The 17,402-nt window shown below is 70.1% G+C and carries 15 protein-coding genes and 2 tRNA genes; 4 read left to right on the forward strand and 13 right to left on the reverse strand.

Annotated features, from left to right (window positions below; genetic code table 11):
- From AB0L91_RS17795 to icmF, 3 genes are all read right to left on the reverse strand, one after another.
- The gene (locus tag AB0L91_RS17795) at positions 1-408 is read right to left on the reverse strand and encodes a DUF3224 domain-containing protein (protein ID WP_365011087.1); all 408 of its coding nucleotides are present in this window, start codon (positions 406-408) and stop codon (positions 1-3) included.
- 34 nt (positions 409-442) lie between these two features.
- Positions 443-1,516 (reverse strand): amidohydrolase family protein, encoded by a 1,074-nt coding sequence (locus AB0L91_RS17800; protein ID WP_365011089.1) that lies wholly within the window; start codon positions 1,514-1,516, stop codon positions 443-445.
- A gap of 94 nt (positions 1,517-1,610) precedes the next feature.
- The gene (gene icmF, locus AB0L91_RS17805; RefSeq protein WP_365011090.1) at positions 1,611-4,832 is read right to left on the reverse strand and encodes a fused isobutyryl-CoA mutase/GTPase IcmF; all 3,222 of its coding nucleotides are present in this window, start codon (positions 4,830-4,832) and stop codon (positions 1,611-1,613) included.
- Positions 4,833-4,967: 135 nt separating this feature from the next.
- Here icmF and AB0L91_RS17810 point away from each other — a divergent pair, with 135 nt between their 5' ends.
- On the forward strand, positions 4,968-5,924 hold the full coding sequence (locus tag AB0L91_RS17810) for a DUF2157 domain-containing protein (protein WP_357349509.1): 957 nt from the start codon (positions 4,968-4,970) through the stop codon (positions 5,922-5,924).
- Between the two features lies 1 nt (position 5,925).
- Here AB0L91_RS17810 and AB0L91_RS17815 read toward each other — a convergent pair whose 3' ends face one another.
- Positions 5,926-6,477, reverse strand: coding sequence for a hypothetical protein (locus tag AB0L91_RS17815; RefSeq protein ID WP_365011091.1), 552 nt, complete (start codon positions 6,475-6,477; stop codon positions 5,926-5,928).
- A gap of 140 nt (positions 6,478-6,617) precedes the next feature.
- Here AB0L91_RS17815 and AB0L91_RS17820 point away from each other — a divergent pair, with 140 nt between their 5' ends.
- Entirely contained in the window at positions 6,618-7,412 is a 795-nt protein-coding gene (locus AB0L91_RS17820; RefSeq protein WP_355283512.1) for an enoyl-CoA hydratase, read from the forward strand.
- On the opposite strand, the gene AB0L91_RS17825 is transcribed toward AB0L91_RS17820, so the two are convergent.
- Together AB0L91_RS17825 and AB0L91_RS17830 are read right to left on the reverse strand one after the other, a co-directional pair.
- Positions 7,409-8,473, reverse strand: coding sequence for a hypothetical protein (locus AB0L91_RS17825; RefSeq protein WP_365011093.1), 1,065 nt, complete (start codon positions 8,471-8,473; stop codon positions 7,409-7,411). The genes AB0L91_RS17820 and AB0L91_RS17825 overlap by 4 nt on opposite strands.
- 25 nt (positions 8,474-8,498) lie before the next feature.
- Positions 8,499-9,086, reverse strand: coding sequence for a MarR family transcriptional regulator (locus tag AB0L91_RS17830; protein WP_355284606.1), 588 nt, complete (start codon positions 9,084-9,086; stop codon positions 8,499-8,501).
- Positions 9,087-9,203: 117 nt separating this feature from the next.
- On the opposite strand from AB0L91_RS17830, the gene AB0L91_RS17835 reads away from it, so the two are divergent.
- Positions 9,204-9,275 (forward strand) — tRNA-Cys (locus tag AB0L91_RS17835).
- Between the two features lie 39 nt (positions 9,276-9,314).
- Here the strand turns inward: AB0L91_RS17835 and AB0L91_RS17840 are convergent.
- The 7 genes from AB0L91_RS17840 to AB0L91_RS17870 form a co-directional block, all read right to left on the reverse strand.
- Complete coding sequence (locus AB0L91_RS17840) at positions 9,315-10,373, reverse strand: ABC transporter ATP-binding protein (protein ID WP_365011095.1); 1,059 nt, start codon at positions 10,371-10,373, stop codon at positions 9,315-9,317.
- Positions 10,374-10,431: 58 nt separating this feature from the next.
- On the reverse strand, positions 10,432-11,937 hold the full coding sequence (locus AB0L91_RS17845; RefSeq protein ID WP_365011339.1) for an iron ABC transporter permease: 1,506 nt from the start codon (positions 11,935-11,937) through the stop codon (positions 10,432-10,434).
- Positions 11,938-11,988: 51 nt separating this feature from the next.
- Positions 11,989-13,011 (reverse strand): iron ABC transporter substrate-binding protein, encoded by a 1,023-nt coding sequence (locus AB0L91_RS17850; protein WP_357349501.1) that lies wholly within the window; start codon positions 13,009-13,011, stop codon positions 11,989-11,991.
- Between the two features lie 92 nt (positions 13,012-13,103).
- Positions 13,104-13,718, reverse strand: coding sequence for a hypothetical protein (locus AB0L91_RS17855; protein ID WP_355284615.1), 615 nt, complete (start codon positions 13,716-13,718; stop codon positions 13,104-13,106).
- Positions 13,719-13,828: 110 nt separating this feature from the next.
- A tRNA-Arg gene (locus AB0L91_RS17860) sits at positions 13,829-13,901 on the reverse strand.
- Positions 13,902-14,013: 112 nt separating this feature from the next.
- Positions 14,014-14,751: a DUF305 domain-containing protein gene (locus AB0L91_RS17865; RefSeq protein WP_365011097.1), complete on the reverse strand. Its 738-nt coding sequence runs from the start codon at positions 14,749-14,751 to the stop codon at positions 14,014-14,016.
- The gene (locus AB0L91_RS17870) at positions 14,751-15,650 is read right to left on the reverse strand and encodes a DUF3105 domain-containing protein (protein WP_355284621.1); all 900 of its coding nucleotides are present in this window, start codon (positions 15,648-15,650) and stop codon (positions 14,751-14,753) included. Before AB0L91_RS17870 ends, AB0L91_RS17865 begins: the two co-directional genes overlap by 1 nt.
- A gap of 89 nt (positions 15,651-15,739) precedes the next feature.
- Here AB0L91_RS17870 and argS point away from each other — a divergent pair, with 89 nt between their 5' ends.
- Positions 15,740-17,401: an arginine--tRNA ligase gene (argS, locus tag AB0L91_RS17875; RefSeq protein WP_365011099.1), complete on the forward strand. Its 1,662-nt coding sequence runs from the start codon at positions 15,740-15,742 to the stop codon at positions 17,399-17,401.
- Position 17,402 lies beyond the last annotated feature (1 nt).

Here is a 17,402-nt window from a genome sequence, read left to right on the forward strand (position 1 = left end):
TCAGGGCAGCTCGTAGTCGAACCAGATGTGGTGGCCGCCGGTGGCGTCGACGTAGAGGGCGCCGGTGCCGGTGATGCCGGTGAGGTCGCCGGTGCCGCTGGCGGGGACGATGTGGAAGAACTCGTCGGTGCGATCGGTGCCGCCGGTGGTGGCGGAGTGGACGAAGTTGAACGCGCCGGACCTGCCTGCCAGGGCACCCTCGAACGACTCCATGGCGATGTAGGTGCCCGCGCCGGTGGACATGTCGAACGCCGCGGTGAACAGCGTCGCCGAGGTGCCGGTGATCTCGCCGGCGTAGACCTTCGTCATCAGGGTGACGCCGACCGGCAGCCCGGTGTCGATGGGCGGCTGCGGCCGCAGGTCGGTGGGGTCGAACGCGGTGACTTCGAACGTGCCGGTTGCCTTCATGCGGCGATGCTAAACCGGGCCACCGACACGGCCGTCACTCTGTCGCCGCCGTGTCGATGCGGTAGATCCGGACCGCATTGCCGCCGAACACCTTCCGCAGGTCCTCGGCGCCCACCCCCGCCTCGGTGAGTACGCCCGCGACGGTCTCGACCGCGCCGGTGAGGCTGGTGATCGGCTTGTCGACCGGGAAGTTCGACCCCCAGATCAGCCGGTTCGCGCCGAATACCGTCAGCGCGTGCGTGAGCATCGGGCGAATCCGGTCGATCAGGGTGGGCACCGGCGTCGGGACGCCGCGCGGCGGCACCGGGTGTCCGAGGACCGGCATCATCAGGCCACTGATCTTGGTCACCACATTGGGCTGGGCGGCCAGGTCGGTGAGGTCGTCGCGCCAGCGGTCGAACAGTGTGGCGCGCTGGGCGGCGGTGTGCCCGGTGTCCTTGCCGACCGGGCCGACGATGCCCGCGGGCGTTCCCAGGTGGTCGAGCACGATCGTGACCTCGGGGAATCGCTCGGCCAGCGCGGTCACCTCGGCCAGCTGCCCCGAATACACCCAGGCGTCGAAGGACAGGCCGCGCTCGGCGAGCAGGCCGAAGCCGTTCAGGAAGCCGGGGGAGGTCAGGTGGCCGTCGGTCGGCGCGAACGATTTCACGCCCGGATCGGGGTGGTGGGCGACCATGGACCTGATCCCGCGCAGCAGCGGCGAGGCCGATTGGTGCGCGTCGAGCACCGCGCCGAAGTCCGCGGCGGCGGGATCGGCCGCCCCGATGATGGCGGTCAGGGCCGGGGTGTCGACGCCGAACGGCAGGCTGGCCACCCAGCGGGTCTCGTCGGGCTTCCAGCCGGTCCATTCCACTTCGCAGTGCCCGATGCCGCGGACCGCCGTTTTCCCCAGGTCGTCGCGATAGTCGGCGGGCAGATACGGGCCGGTGTAGGCGGTGGGATCGCCCACGAATTCGCGGTCGCGCCGCGGCGCCAGCTTCGCCGCGACATCGATCGGCAGCGGCAGGTAGCGCAGCAGGGTGGCGAGCTTGCTGAATTCGCGCGGCGTCGCTCTCGGGTCCCATTGATGGATGTGCGCATCGATGATGTCGAGGTCGGTCAGGTCCATTGCTGTACGTCCCATCGCCGCCGCTGGCTGGTGTGGCGGCAATTGTCACACGCGCGCGCCGGGTGTGTACGGATTCGTGCTCGCGGCGATCGCTTCAGACGGTCCGTCGATACTGACCACCGACAGCGAAGAAAGCATCGGTGACTTGCTGTAGGGTGCACACCCGCGCGGCGTCCATCAGGACCTCGAAGATATTGCCGTCGGTATGGGCGACCTCGGCCAACCTGGCCAGCGCGCGATGGGATCGTTCGGCGTTCTCGTCGACGAATGTATGCAGGCGGTCCAGCTGGGAACGGCGCTCCTGCTCGGTGCCGCGGGCCAGTTCCAGCGGCCCGTGCGCGGCCTCGTCGTCGTGCCCACGGAAGGTGTTCACCCCGACGATCGGCAGGGACCCGTCGTGTTTGCGCTGCTCGTAGCGCATCGACTCGTCCTGGATGCGACCGCGCTGGTACCCGGTCTCCATCGCGCCGAGCACCCCGCCGCGTTCGCTGATCCGCTCGAATTCCAGCAGCACCGCCTCCTCGACCAGATCGGTGAGCTCGTCGACGACGAAACTGCCCTGGAGCGGATTCTCGTTCACCGCCAGCCCCCATTCCTTGGCGATGATGAGCTGGATGGCCAGCGCGCGCCGCACCGAATCCTCGGTGGGGGTGGTCACCGCCTCGTCGAAGGCATTGGTGTGCAGGCTGTTGCAATTGTCGTAGACCGCGATCAGCGCCTGCAGCGTGGTCCGGATGTCGTTGAACTGCATTTCCTGCGCGTGCAGCGAACGCCCCGAGGTCTGCACGTGATACTTCAGTTTCTGCGCGCGTTCGCCCGCGCCGTACCGGTCGCGCATCGCGACCGCCCAGATCCGCCGGGCGACCCGGCCGATCACGGTGTATTCGGGGTCCATGCCGTTGGAGAAGAAGAACGACAGATTCGGCGCGAAGTCGTCGATCGCCAGCCCGCGTGCGAGGTAGGTCTCCACATAGGTGAAGCCGTTGGCCAGCGTGAAAGCGAGCTGGCTGATCGGGTTCGCCCCGGCCTCGGCGATGTGATATCCGGAGATCGACACCGAATAGAAATTGCGCACGTCGTTGCGCACGAACCATTCCTGCACGTCGGTCATCATTCGCAAGCTGAACTCGGTGGAGAACAGGCAGGTGTTCTGGCCCTGGTCCTCCTTGAGGATGTCGGCTTGCACGGTGCCGCGCACGGTCGCGAGCGTGCGCGCCCTGACCCCGGCCGCCTCGTCCGGGGTCGGCGCGCGCCCCTCGGCCTCGGTGAACCGGTCCAGCGCCTGGTCGATCGCGGTGTTGAGGAAGAACGCGAGGATGGTCGGGGCCGGTCCGTTGATGGTCATCGACACCGAGGTGGTCGGCGCGCACAGGTCGAAACCGTCGAACAGCGTGCGCATGTCCTCGATGGTGGCCACCGAGACGCCCGAGGTGCCGACCTTGCCGTAGATGTCGGGGCGCTCGGCCGGATCGTGGCCGTAGAGGGTGACCGAGTCGAACGCGGTGGACAGCCTGGTCGCCTCGGCGTGCGCGCTGAGCACCTTGAACCGCCGGTTGGTCCGCGCCGGATCGCCCTCCCCGGCGAACATCCTGGCCGGGTCCTCGTTGTCGCGCTTGAACGGGAAGACCCCGGCGGTGAACGGGAATCGGCCGGGCAGGTTCTCCGCGCGCAGGAAGCGCAGCAGTTCACCGTCGTCGGTGTAGCGCGGCAGGGCGACGCGGGGAATGCTGGAGCCGGACAGGGATTCCCGCCGCAGCGGGGTGCGGATCTCGCGATCGCGGACCCGCACGATCTGCTCCTGGCCCGCGTAACTCGCGGTGACGGTGGGCCATTCGGCCAGCAGCGCGGTCGACGCGGGGGAGAGCGCATCGCGCGCGGCGGTCAGCAGGTCGGCGACGGCGGCGTCGCCGGGCAGTTCCTCGTGTACCAGCCGCAGACGCTGAACCCGCTGGGCCGCAGCGACTTCCGTGGCGGTGTCGGCGTGGTAGGAGCGCACGGTCTCGGCGATCTCGGCCAGGTAGCGGACCCGGGAAGGGGGCACCAGCTGGGCGAACCGGGTCGAGACCAAGGTGTCGACCCGGGGGAGCGCGCCCTGTTCGAGCGGTAGCCCGCGCGCGCCGAGGAGTCCGGTCAGGTGCTGGTAGAGGGCGGTGACGCCGTCGTCGTCGAAGGTGGCCGCGCTGGTGCCGTAGACCGGCATGTCGGCCGGCTGCGCGCCGAATTCGCCACGGTTGCGGATCAATTGGCGCGCGACATCGCGGACCGCGTCCGCCGCGCCACGGCGCTCGTATTTGTTGACCGCGACCACGTCGGCGTAGTCGAGCATGTCGATCTTCTCGAGCTGGGAGGCCGCGCCGAACTCCGGCGTCATCACGTACAGCGCCACGTCGACGTGGTCGACGATGCCCGCGTCGCCCTGGCCGATGCCGGGGGTCTCCAGGATCACCAGATCGTGGCCGGCGGCGCGGCAGGCGGCGATCATGGTGTCGATGTCGTCGGGCAGTTCGTGATTGCCCCGGGTGGCCAGCGAACGGAAGTACACGTGGTCGCCGTCGAGCGCGTTCATCCGGATGCGGTCGCCGAGCAGCGCGCCGCCCGCCCGGCGCCGGGTCGGGTCCACCGCGAGGACCGCGATGCGCAGCTTGTCCTGCTGGTCGGTGCGCAGCCTGCGCACCAATTCGTCGGTGAGCGAAGACTTTCCGGAGCCGCCGGTGCCGGTGATGCCGAGCACCGGCACCCGGCGCTTGGCCGCCGCGGCCAGGATCGCGGTCCGGTCCGCGGCGGGCAGCGCGCCCTGCTGGAGGCAGGTGATGGTGCGCGCCAGGGCGTTCCGGTCGCCGGTGTAGAGGGCGTCGAGGTCGGGCGGGGTGGCGGCCAGGTCGACGTCGCACTCCCGGACGAGTTCGTTGATCATGCCGGGCAGGCCGAGGCGCTGGCCGTCCTCGGGGGAGAAGATCCGCACCCCGGCGCGCGCCAGTCGCTCGATCTCCTCGGCGACGATCACGCCGCCGCCACCGCCGAAGATCCGCACGTCGCCCGCGCCCGCTTCGCGCAGCGCCGTGGCCAGGTACTCGAAGAATTCGATGTGCCCGCCCTGATACGAGCTGACCGCGACGCCCTGCACGTCCTCCTCGAGCACCGCGTCGACGATCTCGCGCACCGACCGGTTGTGGCCGAGATGGATCACCTCGGCGCCCTGGGCCTGCAGGATGCGCCGCATGATGTTGATCGCGGCGTCGTGCCCGTCGAACAGGGCCGCCGAGGTCACGAATCGCACGGGATGGACCGGCACATGCAGGGCGCTGGACTCGCTCATGACTGCCTCCGCAGCAGATAGTACGACCAATACTAGGACGTCCAACTAATTGTAGTATGAACTGCGTCACTCCGGCGCGAAACGCGGCGCGCGGGATTCGGCCGAATCGCATACCCCGGTCGACATACTCGACGGATGGTTCGCGAACACAGGGTGGGTGTGGCGCTGGAGCGGCTGGTGGCGGCGGGCGTGATCAGCGGCGACCAGCGTGGTGCGGTGCTGCGGGCGGTCGATGCCGAGGACCGGGCGGGCCGGGCGAGCGCGGGCCGGATGATCGCCGAGATCGTCGCGTATCTGGGCGCGGGCCTGGTGGCGGCCGGGGTGGTGCTGTTCCTCGGGCGGGCGTGGTCGGACGTGGCGCAGACCGGACGGGTGGTGTTGCTGCTGGTCGTGGCCGGGTGCGCGATCACCGGCGCGGTCTTGCTGGCCGGTGGGTGCGACGGGATCTTCCGGCGGGTGCCGATCGCGTCGGCGGGGCGCAGCCGACTCGCGGCGGTGCTGCTGGTGCTGGCCGCCGGCATGGTCTGCGGTGCGGTGGTCACGGCCTTCGGCGACGAGGCCGAGATCGCGGCCGCGGTCGCGGGGTTACTCGTCGCGGTGCTCGGGTATCTGCTGGTGCCGACCGTGCTCGGGATGGTCGCGATGGGCGGGTTCGGCGTCGCGAGCGCGGTGACCACCACCTCGGCGGTGTTCGACTACCGGTCCGCGTGGCCGGGCGTGCTGCTGATGCTGTTCGGCGCGCTGTGGATCGGGTTGGCCTGGACGCGGCTGTTCGTCGCCGACTGGGCCGGGTACCTGATCGGCGGACTGATCATGGTGGGCGGGGCGCAATCGGTGACACCCGGCGAATCGCTGTGGCGGCCCGCACTGACCGCCCTGGTCGGGGTGGCTTTTCTGGTGCTGTACGCGGCGCGGCGAGAGCCGGTCCTGGTGCTCGGCGGGGCGGCGGCGGTGGCGATCGCGGTGGGACAGACGGTGGCCGAGCGGACCGACGGCGGGCCGGTCGTCGCGAGTGTGGTGCTGGCGATCGGCGCCGTCGTGCTCACCGTCGGCTTGATCGTGCTGCTCGCCGGGCCGGGACAGCCGGACTGAGTCAGCGGATCAGCGTGGTCTCCTGCGCGCGGATCGTGCGGAAGAACCGTGGGCCCACGTCGGCGCCGTTGTGGTTGTAGCTGTCGATGATCTCGGCCAGTTCGTCGGCGAGGCGGCGCAGATCCGCGGTCGCGGTGGTGCGGTCGAACTCGTCGCACTCCCAGCCCCACGCGGGCGGGATGTCGGCGATGGTGACGACGATCTGATCGGCGAACGGTGTGCTCACCGCCACCGTGAGCGCGGCGGGCGCGGCCGCGAGCGGGCTGTGCACCGTCAGCTCGCCCGGCCCGCCGACCACGGCGAAGGTCCGGGCGAAGGCGATGTCGTCGCGGACCGACTCGACGATCGAGGCGGTGCTCGCGTGCCTGCCCGGCCGGTGGTGCCTGGCGCCGTAGACCCGATCCGGCGCCGCGGCGGAGACGGTGTCGCCGTGGGATTTCCGCAGAATCCGGTCGAGCATGCGCTGGGCCGTCGCCCGCTCGTCCGCGCCGGTGTTCTCGTGCTCGATCAGCGCGCGCAGCCGTGTGATCCGCGCGAATTGGTCGGTGGCCATGCCCCGATTGTGCCTCAGCTGTTCGGGCACACCGGGCATTCCGCCACCCCTACTAGCCGGTTTGCCCGCGTGGCCGAGGGGCGGCCTGGCTCGGTATCGTCTGCACCATCCGTGACCACTGAAGAACAAGAGGGTGCCTGGTGACCGATTTCGAGACGATTCTGCTGGAGCGCAAGGGCGGCGGCGAGGGCAAGGGCGCGGTCGGCTGGATCACGCTGAACCGGCCCAAGGCGCTCAACGCTCTCAACGCGCAGGTCCTCGAGGACGTCATCGCCGCGCTCGACGAGCTGGAGAACGACGACTCCATCGGCGCGGTCGTCATCACCGGCTCGGAGAAGGCCTTCGCGGCGGGCGCCGACATCAAGGAGATGGCGGACAAGTCCTACATGGACATGTTCTCCGCCAACGCTTTCGCGGGCTGGGATCGGCTGGCGAACTTCCGCAAGCCGACCATCGCGGCGGTCGCGGGCTTCGCCCTCGGCGGCGGCTGTGAGCTGGCGATGCTGTGCGACATCCTGATCGCCGCCGACACCGCCAAGTTCGGTCAGCCCGAGATCAAGCTCGGCGTGATCCCCGGCATCGGCGGTTCGCAGCGGCTGACCCGCGCGGTCGGCAAGGCCAAGGCCATGGATCTGATCCTGACCGGCCGCACCCTCGGCGTCGAGGAAGCCGAGCGCGCCGGGCTGGTGTCCCGGATCGTGCCCGCCGATCAGCTGCTCGACGCCGCGCTCGAGACCGCACAGACCATCGCCTCGATGTCGCTGCCGGTCGCGATGATCGCCAAGGAAGCCGTCAACCGGGCCTTCGAGACCACCCTCACCGAGGGCGTGCTGTTCGAGCGCCGGGTGTTCCACTCGCTGTTCGCCACCGACGATCAGAAGGAAGGCATGGCCGCCTTCGTCGAGAAGCGCGCGCCGAACTTCACCAACAGCTAGTTCTGTTTCAGCCGCAGCGAACCGTCGGTGAGCTGGGCAGTCGTCGGCGCGGTTCCCGGTTCGGGGGACCGCGCCGACGGGTCGTCGGTGCCGAGCAGGCCGGCGACCGTGCCGCCGAGCGTGGCCGTCACCGCCATCGCGGCGATGAGTTTTCGCCTGCCCGGCCGGGGGCGGGTCTCGCGCGCGACCACCGCGCTGCCCGCCCGCAGGCGCGGCATGCGCAGCCGGGCCGGTGGGCGCTGCGCGGCCAGCAGGACCGCACCGCGCGCGGAGACGTAGTCCGGCTCGGGGTCGTAGACGATCGGCAGCCCGATCCGCTGGGCCAGATCGGCGCGCAGCGAGGGATTGCGGGTGCACCCGCCGAGCAGTACCAGTGCGCCCGGCCGGACGCCCGTCTCCTCGACCAGCTGACGCACGAACGACGCCGAATGATGCAGCCCCGCCTCGCACAGCTCGGCCAGGTCGCTGCGGGTCACCACGGCGCGACCGCCGGTGTCCGCGTCGGTCGCCGTCACCACCCTGGCCCGGCTCAGCGACTCGCGATGCGCCCTGGTGGTGCGCGCGTCGGCCAGCACGCCGCCGCGGGCGAGCTGCCAGCGCAGCAGCGCGTCGTAGCCGTCGCCGCTGAGGACCGTGCTGCGCCTGCTGGCCAGGATCGTGTCGGTGCGGCAATCGGCATGGGTGACAGTGAGACCCGAGCACCCCAGGTCGTAGAGGATCACCGACTCGCAGTCGGGCAGCATCCCGGTGAAGCGCAGATAGCGCAGCTGCGCGAGCGGTTCGTCGACGATGCCGACCTCGGACCTACCGATCGCCGCCCGGATCGCGTCGGCGTGCGCCTCGCTGCGGCAGGTGACCGCCGTCGCGGTGACACACTCGCCGCGCGCCAGTGCCGCGACCCGCATCCGGCGGATCACCGACAACACCGCCTCGTCGACCGAGCCGCCCGCCCTGCGCGGTAGCCGGAGCCGGTCCACCGGGGGCAGATGCGGCTGATCGGAGTGGGTCAGCACGGCGCGGGCACCACCCGCACCCGCCGATACCCCCAGGACCAGCACCATGGGCTACATCGTGGACCAATTTCCGCTAGCTGCCAAGCGGGTCGGCCGGTGATTCGCCGGTCGGTTGCCAGGTCGCGTGGAATGCGAGGTTTTCCGTGTCGGGAACCTCGTAGTCGCCCGCCTCGTGCCGGAACTCGGCGAGCAGGGTCAGCAGGGCGCGGATCCGGTCCGGCGGCAGGCCTGGCTCGGCGAACACCTGCGCGTTGAGGGCCGCGGTCGCCTCGGCCACCGATGTCCTTCCCGCGTCGGTGATTTCGATCAGCGTCGCGCGCCGGTCGCTCGGATGCGGCACCCGGACCACCAGGCCGGCCGCCTCGAGCCGGTCCACGGTATTGGTCACGCTGGTCGGATGCACCTGCAGACGCGCGCTGGCCTTGGCCATGGGCAGCGCGCCGGTCTTGCTGAAACTGAGCAGTTGCAGCAGTTCGTAGCGGGAGAAGGTCAGGCCCGAGGGCTTCAGCGCCTCGTCGACCCTGGCCATGACGATCTGCTGCGCCCGCACCAGCGACGTCACCGCGGCCATGCCGTCGGCCACCGCGCCCCAGCCGTGCCCGGTCCATTGCCGGTGCGCTTCGGCGATCGGGTCATGCGGAAGCGGTCGTGGCCGAGACATGGCATTGATCATCGCATAGGGCCAGGTCGCTGCCGCCCAGTCGGCGCGACGGCATTTCGCTCACGGCGAGCGTAACTCTGGGCAACACCGGTCGAACCGGGCACTCTCTAGGGCGAGGCGGGCGTGGCTGAGTGGTTGAGGCAACGGTCTGCAAAGCCGTTTACGCGGGTTCAATTCCCGCCGCTCGCTCTGATCGAAGTAGGCGCTCCACCCACCCGGGTGGGGCGCCTATTTCGCGTAGGCCGTCCCGGTGCCTCGCACGGTCAGGCGGACGCGATCGCCGCGCGCCGGTGCCGCGATGCCGGTGCGGCGGACCGTGACGGTGCCCGCGCCCTCGACGAGGTCGATGGTGAGCAGGACATCGGGCCCGCGGAAGTCGACCTCGGTCACCGTCCCGCTGTGCTCGGCGGTGACGACCTCGGCGGTGAGCTGCTCGGGCCGCAGCATCAGGGTGGTCTCGCCGGTGGGGGCGTCGCGCTGGACCGGAACCGGGCCGAGCGCGGATTTGGCGATATCGGCCTCGCAGAGCGCGTCGAGCAGAATGCAGTCGCCGAGGAAACGGGCGGTGAACAGGTCGGCCGGGTGGTGATAGACCTGCTCGGGCGGGCCCACCTGGGTGAACCGGCCGTCGCGCATGACCGCCACCTGCGCGGCGAAGCTGAGGGCTTCCTCCTGATCGTGGGTGACCAGGATGCTGGTCATGCCCGCGGCGCGCAGGGTGTCGGCCACCGCCTGCCGGGTGGTGGCGCGCAGGCCGGTGTCGAGGGCGCTGAAGGGCTCGTCGAGCAGCATCAGATCGGGCTTGCGGGCCAGCGCCCTGGCCAGCGCCACCCGCTGCTGCTGACCGCCGGAGAGCTGATGCGGTGTGCGCTCGGCGTACCCGGGATCCAGCGACACCATCGCCAGCAGCTCGGCCACGCGGTCGCGGTCGCGGTGGCGGTGCAGTCGCTCGCCCAGGCCGCGCCAGCCGGTGTGCAGGCCGTAGGCGATGTTGTCGGCGACGCTCAGATGCGGGAACAGCGCACCGTCCTGCGCGACGTAGCCGATCCGCCTGCGCTGCGGTGGTAGGCAGATATCTTGGCGCACAACGGTTTCCGTGCCGAGCCGCACGGTGCCGGTATCGGGTGCCTCGAAGCCGGCGATCACCCGGAGCAGGGTCGTCTTGCCGCAGCCCGACGCGCCGACGACCGCCGCGGCGGTGCCGTCGGCGACGTCGAGATCGATGTGGTCGAGCACCCGGGTCGGCCCGAACGTCTTCGACACCGCCTGCACGAGAAGCCGACTCATGCTGTGTCCTTTCGGTCTGCGCGGGCGCCCTCCGTGGTCACGCACGCTGCGGCCTCGCTCATACCCCGGCCGCCTTTCTGGACTGGGTGAACAGCACATAGGTCACCGGGATCGCCGCGACGATCATGATCAGCGCGTACGGTGCGGCAGCGGCATAGTCGAGTTCGCCCGACAGGCCCCAGAACTGCATGGCCAGCGTGCGAGTCCCGTTGGGCGCCAGCAACAGTGTCGCGGTGAGCTCGGTGGACACGGCGACGAACACCAGTGCCGCGGCCGAGGCGGCGGCGGGCGCGGTCATCCGCAGGGTCACCCGGAAGAACGTGGCCGAGGCCGACTCGCCCAGCGAGCGCGACACCTCCTCCAGCCCGACCGGCACCTGCGCCAGCCCGGCCCGCACGCTCACCAGCGCGCGGGGCAGGAACATCAGCGCGTAGGCGATGACCACCAGCGTCACCGTCTGATAGAGCGGCGGGGCCCACCGGATGGTGACCGTCACCAGCGCGAGCGCGATCACGATCCCGGGCAGCGAGCTGGTGATGTAGTTCGCGCCCTCGATCACCCGGGCGAACCGGCTGGTCGAACGCACCGCGATCCACGCGACGGGAAACGCGCACAGCGTGGTGATCAGCGCGGCGGCCGCGGCCAGGCCGATCGTCTGACCCAGCGCCCGCCCGATCACCTCGGTATCCCACACCGCCGCGCCGCCCAGCCACAGCCAGCGCCCGATCGTCCACAGCGGCACGCCCAGCGCGCCGACGACCACCGCGACCAGCACACCGAACAGCGGAATCCGCCACCAGCCCAGGGCGATCGGGCGTGCCGCGCGCTGGGCGCCGCCGCCGAGCCTGGCGTAGCGCGCGTTGCCACGCAGCAGCGCCTCGCCGCCGAGCAGGGCCAGACAGCACAGGACGAGCACACCGGCCAGCATGCTGCCCGCCGGTCCGGCGAAACTGCTCTGGTACTGCTCGAAGATCGCGGTGGTGAACGTGTCGTAGCGCAGCATCACGAACGCGCCGTACTCGGCGAGCAGATGCAGGCCGATCAAGAGCGCGCCGCCCAGGATCGCCAACCGCAACTGCGGGACGACGATGCGCCAGAACACCTCCACCGGACCGGATCCGAGCGCGCGCGCCGACTCCTCGATCGCCGGATCGAGCCTGCGCAGCGTGGCCGCCACGGGCAGGTACACCAGCGGGAAGTACGACATCGTGGCCACGATGACCGCCGCCGACAATCCGTACATCGACGGGAACACGCTCACCCAGCCGTAGCTGTTGACGAACGCGGGCACCGCCAGCGGCGCGACCAGCACCGGACCCCACCACGCCCGCCCCGGCACGTCGGTGCGCTCGACCAGCCAGGCCAGCCCGACCCCGAGCGCCACACACACCGGCACCGTCCACACCACCAAAGCGATGGTGTTGGTGAGCAATTCGCCGACCCGGGGCCGGAACACCAGCTCGGCGGCCGCGCGCAGGCCGGTGTCGAACAGCACCGAGACGATGTAGCCCAGCGGGATGAACGTCGCCGCCGTCAGCGCCAGCGCGACGAGCGTGACGAACACCCCGGGCCTGCCGACCCGGGGTGTTGTCGTCGATGCGGTCCGCAGGGCCACCTACAGCAGTCCCGCCTCGGTCATCAGCTGGGTGACCTTCTTCGAATCGAGCTTGCTCGGATCGATCGCGGGCGCCTGCAGGTCGGCCAGCGGCGGCAGCGCGGGGTTGGCGGCGACATCGCTCGCCACCGGGTACTCCATCGAGGTGCCGTCGCGCAGGATCTCCTGGCCCCGCTTGCCGGTGATGTAGGCCAGGAACTTCTGCGCGGCCTCCTGCTTCTCGCTCGACTTCAGCACGCCGCCGCCGGACACGCTGACGAAGGCGCCGGGATCCTGGTTCTTGAAGTAGTGCAGCGCGGTGTCGGCGCTGCCTTCCTTGGTGTTGGCCTGGTCGCGGTACCAGTAGTAGTGGTAGATCACGCCGCCCTCGGGGTTGCCCGAGTTCACCGCCTTCATGGTCGCGACATTGTTCTGCAGCGAGGTCGCGTTGGCCTTCATGCCCTGCAGCCAGGAGCGGGTGACGTCCTCGCCCTTCAGCGCGAGCAGGCCCGCGACGATCGCCTGGAAGTCGGCGCCCGAGGTGCCCGCGCCCCAGCGGCCCTTCCACTGCGGCTGCGCCAGGTCGAGCAGCGAGGCGGGCAGGCCCGCGGTGGGCAGCTTGTCCTTGTTGTAGACGAACACGGTGGCGCGGGCCGCGACGCCGGTCCACTTGCCGGTCGACGGGCGGTACCGGTCAGGCACCTGGTCCAGCGTGGCCTTGTCGACGTCGGCGAACAGGCCCGCGTTCTCGACGAGTGCCATGGCGGGGGAGTTCTCGGTGAGGAAGGCGTCGGCGGGGGAGTTGGCGCCCTCGGCGACCAGCTGGTTGCCGAGGGCGGTGTCGCCACCCTGTCGCAGGACGACCTTGATCCCGGTCTCCGCGGTGAACGCCGCGGCCCACTCCTTGGTGAGGGACTCGTGCTGGGCGTTGTAGACGGTGATCTCGTCGGCGTCGCCCGAGGAGGACGAGCACGCACTGACACCGAGCGCCGCCACCGCGATCGCCATCAGCCCGGCCAGGGGTTTCCAACTTCGCGACGTCATCGGCGTCCTTCCACACAGGGTCCCCATCCTGTGATGAGGCTTACCTAAGGAAGATACCCCGCCTGACGTGCGCGGATCGGGTTACCGTTCGGTCAGTGTTTGGTGGCGGGCGCCGAGCAGATCTTCCAGGTGCCGTCTTCCTTCTTCAGGTGCTCCTCGGTGCTGTCCTCGGTATTGGGCTCCTCGCCCGCGACCGAGAGCGTCAGCTTGCCGACCACCGTCGCCTTGGCGGTGTCGCCGGTGATGACGATGTCCTCGACCTTGTCGATGGTCACCGAGACCGTCGCTGAATCGAACTGCTGGCGCTGCTCGGGAGACAGGTTGTCGATCTCGGACCGATCGGCCGCGCAGGCCAGCGCCGCGGCCGCGATGAAACCGTCCGAGTCGAGGGTGTCGTAGAAATCGCGGATCGCGACCTCGATCTTCTTCTCGTCCGAAGCCAGCGGGGTGCGCCCCTGCACCGTCAGCACCACCCCGGTGATCAGCGCCCCGATCACGACCAGCGCGACCACGCCGAGCGCGATGAACAACCCGGTCCGGCTCTTCTTGGGCGGCTGCTGCTGCGGCGGGAACACATCCGGCGATCCCGGCGGCGGTGGCGTCTGCCCCGGCCCGAACCCGGCGTGCGGGTATCCGGGCGGCCCCGAGGGCATTCCGGGCGGCTGCTGGCCGAACGGCGGCTGCTGACCTTCTGGCGGATTCGTCAAGCCTCGCTCCTGATGTCATCGGGGCGAGGCCCCGAAACCTGTGGAACCGTGCGTGAACAACCTGATTCAAACGAACGAGGCCCCGACCGAACGGACGGGGCCTCGAAAGGTGCCCTCGGCAGGATTCGAACCTGCGGCCTTCTGCTCCGGAGGCAGACGCTCTATCCCCTGAGCTACGAGGGCGGGATAGATGCCGGTCGCGGTGAGGCGATCGGGCAGCGACAGCGTATCGCATCGAGTGCGGTGCGCCAAAAACGGTGCCGGACCGGGCGGTTGACCCGGTCCGGCACCCGGGTCAGCTCAGCGGGAGCGGGCTGGCGCCGCGAGCGGCCAGCATGCTCTCCATCAGCTGGGACTCGCCCGCCTGGGTCTTCGACATCTGGGCCGCCAGGGTGCGCACCTCGGTGGTGTCGGCGTGCTCGGCGGCGTAGTCGAGCATCGGCACGCCGCCCTGGTGATGGCGCAGCATGAGTTGCAGGAACAGGGTGTCCATGGCGGCGCCGGTGGACTGCCGCAGCGTGGTCATCTCCTCCTGGCTGGCCATGCCGGGCATCGACGTCATCGGGCCCGACATCGCGTGCTCGGTGGCGGTCGCGCCGCCGTGGCCGTGCGCGCCCGCGCCGTGCCCGGTCATCCAGCCCATGTAGCCGTCCACGTTCTGGTTCGGCTGGCCCCACAGCTGCAACCAGCCCTGCATGCGGCCGATCTGGTTCTGCTGGGTGGTGAGGATGTCGTAGGCGAGCCTGCGCACGTCGTTGTCGGTCGAACCGATCAGCGCCGCGCCCGCCATGTCGACGGCCTGCGCGTGATGGGCCGACATGTCCTGGCTGAACCCCACGTCGACAGGGCCCGGCGCCGGAGTATCGGCCTCGTTCAGCGGCATCCGCAACAGCACGCCCGCCACGGCGCCCAGCAGCAGCAGGCCGATCGCGCCGAGCACGAGGATCGCCCCGGCCGGGCGGCGGGCGCCCGGTGCGGTGTGCTCCGGCTCGGTGGCGGTGTCGTCGGGGTCGACCGCGCTGTCGGTACCCACTACTGGCCCGCGGGCTGGGTGCCCGGCATCGGGAAGCCCTCGGGCAGACCCGGCAGACCGGCGCCGCCGGGCAGGCCCGCGCCCGCGCCCAGCTCGGACTGGTCCTGGGTCAGGCCCTTGCCGTCCATCGGCACGGCCTCGGGGCCGTACGGCGCCGGATCGAACGGCGGCGGGTTGTTGGCGTCGAAGATCGGGTTCGAGCAGCTCGCGCCGACCTCGGGGTAGGCGTACGGGTTCTCGCGCAGCGCGGAGATGAACTGCTTGATCCGCGCGTCGTCGGCGGAATCGAGCTTGAGCTGGTGACCCCACGACTGCAGCGAGATCGGCGCGTCGAGGCCGGGGTACGGCGACATCAGCGAGTACTGCCGGCCCTTGACGAAGTTCGACAGCTTCTCCACGCCCGCCGCGTCGACCTTGTCCGGGTTGTAGGCGATCCAGACCGCGCCGTGCTCGAGCGAGTGGACCGCGTTCTCCATCCGGATCGGCTTGGCGTAGACGGTGCCGGTGCAGTTGGCCCACGCGCCGTCGTGCGGGCCGCCGTAGGCGGGCGCCTTGTCATAGGCGACGCGCTGGGCGGCGGTCACGTGCAGACCGGCCGGGTACTCCTGCTTGACGACGCCGGCGATCTTCGCCGACGGGTCCTGGTTCTCCTTGGTGGGCACCCATTCCTTGAGATCGGTCTGGGCTTCCCGGATCGCGGCCTGGTCGAGGTACTTGGGCACCAGGCTGTAGGCCAGCAGACCGATCAGCGCGACGATCGCGACACCGGCGCCCAGCAGGGCCCATGGCACGTCGCGCTTCTTGTGCGGAAGGTTGCCCTTGCCGGGTTTGCGGGACGGAGACGACTTCCCCGCGGCCCGGACGGCCTTGGCTGATGTGGCGCTGGTCCTGCTCGGCATCGCTCGTTGTGCTCTTTCGACGTGTGGATCGGGACGTTCGTACCGGGCGGTCGTGGTTGCGAGGCGCCCAGCCAATAGGATAGAGACTCGTGACTCCAGCTGACCTTGCAGATCTCCTTCGCACCACCGCCGCGAAGGTGCTTGTCGAACGCGGACTGGACTCGTCGGTCCTGCCCGAGCAGGTCACAGTGGAGCGTCCGCGCAACCCCGAACACGGCGACTATGCCACGAATGTGGCCATGCAGGTGGCCAAGCGGGTGGGAACCAATCCGCGCGAACTCGCGGGCTGGCTGGCCGAGGCGCTCTCGGCGACCGACGGCATCGATGTGGCCGACGTCGCAGGTCCCGGCTTCCTGAACATCCGCCTCGCCGCCTCGGCGCAGGGCGCGATCGTCGCGCAGATCCTGGCCGCGGGCGCGACGTTCGGCACCGGCTCCGCGCTGTCCGGCACCAAGATCAACCTCGAGTTCGTCTCCGCCAACCCGACCGGCCCCGTGCACCTCGGTGGCACCCGCTGGGCCTCGGTCGGTGACGCGCTGGGCCGCATCCTGGCCGCCGAGGGCGCCGACGTGACCAGGGAGTACTACTTCAACGATCACGGCGCGCAGATCGACCGCTTCGCGAAGTCGCTGGTCGCGGCCGCGCTCGGCGAGCCGACTCCCGAGGACGGGTACGCGGGCGAGTACATCTCCGAGATCAGCGCGAGCATCGTCGCCGCGCACCCCGAGGCGCTCACCCTGCCCGCCGACGAGCGGCACGAGCTGTTCCGGCGCGAGGGTGTGCAGCAGATGTTCGCCCAGATCAAGCAGGATCTGCACGACTTCGGCACCGACTTCGACGTGTACTTCAACGAGAGCGAGCTGTTCGCCTCCGGCGCCGTCGAGTCCGCCGTCGAGCAGCTCAAGAACTCGGGCAACCTGTACGAGAAGGACGGCGCCTGGTGGATCGCGTCCACCGAGTACGGCGACGACAAGGACCGCGTCGTCCTCAAGAGCGACGGCAACGCCGCCTACATCGCCGGTGACATCGCCTACTTCCAGAACAAGCGCGCGCGTGGCTTCGACCTGGCGATCTACATGCTCGGCGCCGACCACCACGGCTACATCGGCCGGTTGAAGGCCGCCGCGGCCGCGTTCGGCGACAACCCCGACACCGTCGAGGTGCTGATCGGGCAGATGGTGAACCTGGTCAGGGACGGCCAGGCCGTGAAGATGAGCAAGCGGGCGGGCACCGTGGTGACGCTCAACGACCTGGTCGAGCAGATCGGCGTCGACGCCGCCCGCTACTCGCTGGTGCGCTCCTCGGTGAACTCGAGCATCGACATCGACCTCGACCTGTGGACCAAGGCCAGCAGCGAGAACCCGGTCTACTACGTGCAGTACGCGCACTCGCGGACCAACAGCATTCTCGGCAACGCCGCGAAGTACCCCGAGTTCGCCACCATCGCACCGGATTTCGCGCTGATGACCTCGGCTCGCGAGGGCGATCTGATCCGCACCCTCGGTGATTTCCCGCGCGTGGTCGCCACCGCGGCGGAGACCCGCGAACCGCACCGCGTCGCCCGCTACCTCGAGGAACTGGCCGGGGTCTACCACCCGTTCCAGTCCGACGACGACATGCGCGTGCTGCCCAAGGGCGACGACGCCGTCACCCCCCTCAACGCCGCCCGGCTCGAACTGGTCAAGGCCACCCGTCAGGTGCTGGCCAACGGTCTGGCCCTGCTCGGCGTCAGCGCACCGGAGCGCATGTGAC

Source organism: Nocardia sp. NPDC051833 (assembly GCF_040681225.1).
Lineage (GTDB): Bacteria > Actinomycetota > Actinomycetes > Mycobacteriales > Mycobacteriaceae > Nocardia.

Excerpts from the sequence above, each read along its gene's own strand:
- AB0L91_RS17795 (WP_365011087.1), bottom strand. The coding sequence starts at position 408 with ATGAAGGCAACCGGCACGTTCGAAGTCACCGCGTTCGACCCCACCGAC.
- AB0L91_RS17800 (WP_365011089.1), bottom strand. The coding sequence starts at position 1,516 with ATGGACCTGACCGACCTCGACATCATCGATGCGCACATCCATCAATGG.
- icmF (WP_365011090.1), bottom strand. The coding sequence starts at position 4,832 with ATGAGCGAGTCCAGCGCCCTGCATGTGCCGGTCCATCCCGTGCGATTC.
- AB0L91_RS17810 (WP_357349509.1), top strand. The coding sequence starts at position 4,968 with ATGGTTCGCGAACACAGGGTGGGTGTGGCGCTGGAGCGGCTGGTGGCG.
- AB0L91_RS17815 (WP_365011091.1), bottom strand. The coding sequence starts at position 6,477 with ATGGCCACCGACCAATTCGCGCGGATCACACGGCTGCGCGCGCTGATC.
- AB0L91_RS17825 (WP_365011093.1), bottom strand. The coding sequence starts at position 8,473 with ATGGTGCTGGTCCTGGGGGTATCGGCGGGTGCGGGTGGTGCCCGCGCC.
- AB0L91_RS17830 (WP_355284606.1), bottom strand. The coding sequence starts at position 9,086 with ATGTCTCGGCCACGACCGCTTCCGCATGACCCGATCGCCGAAGCGCAC.
- AB0L91_RS17840 (WP_365011095.1), bottom strand. The coding sequence starts at position 10,373 with ATGAGTCGGCTTCTCGTGCAGGCGGTGTCGAAGACGTTCGGGCCGACC.
- AB0L91_RS17850 (WP_357349501.1), bottom strand. The coding sequence starts at position 13,011 with ATGACGTCGCGAAGTTGGAAACCCCTGGCCGGGCTGATGGCGATCGCG.
- AB0L91_RS17870 (WP_355284621.1), bottom strand. The coding sequence starts at position 15,650 with ATGCCGAGCAGGACCAGCGCCACATCAGCCAAGGCCGTCCGGGCCGCG.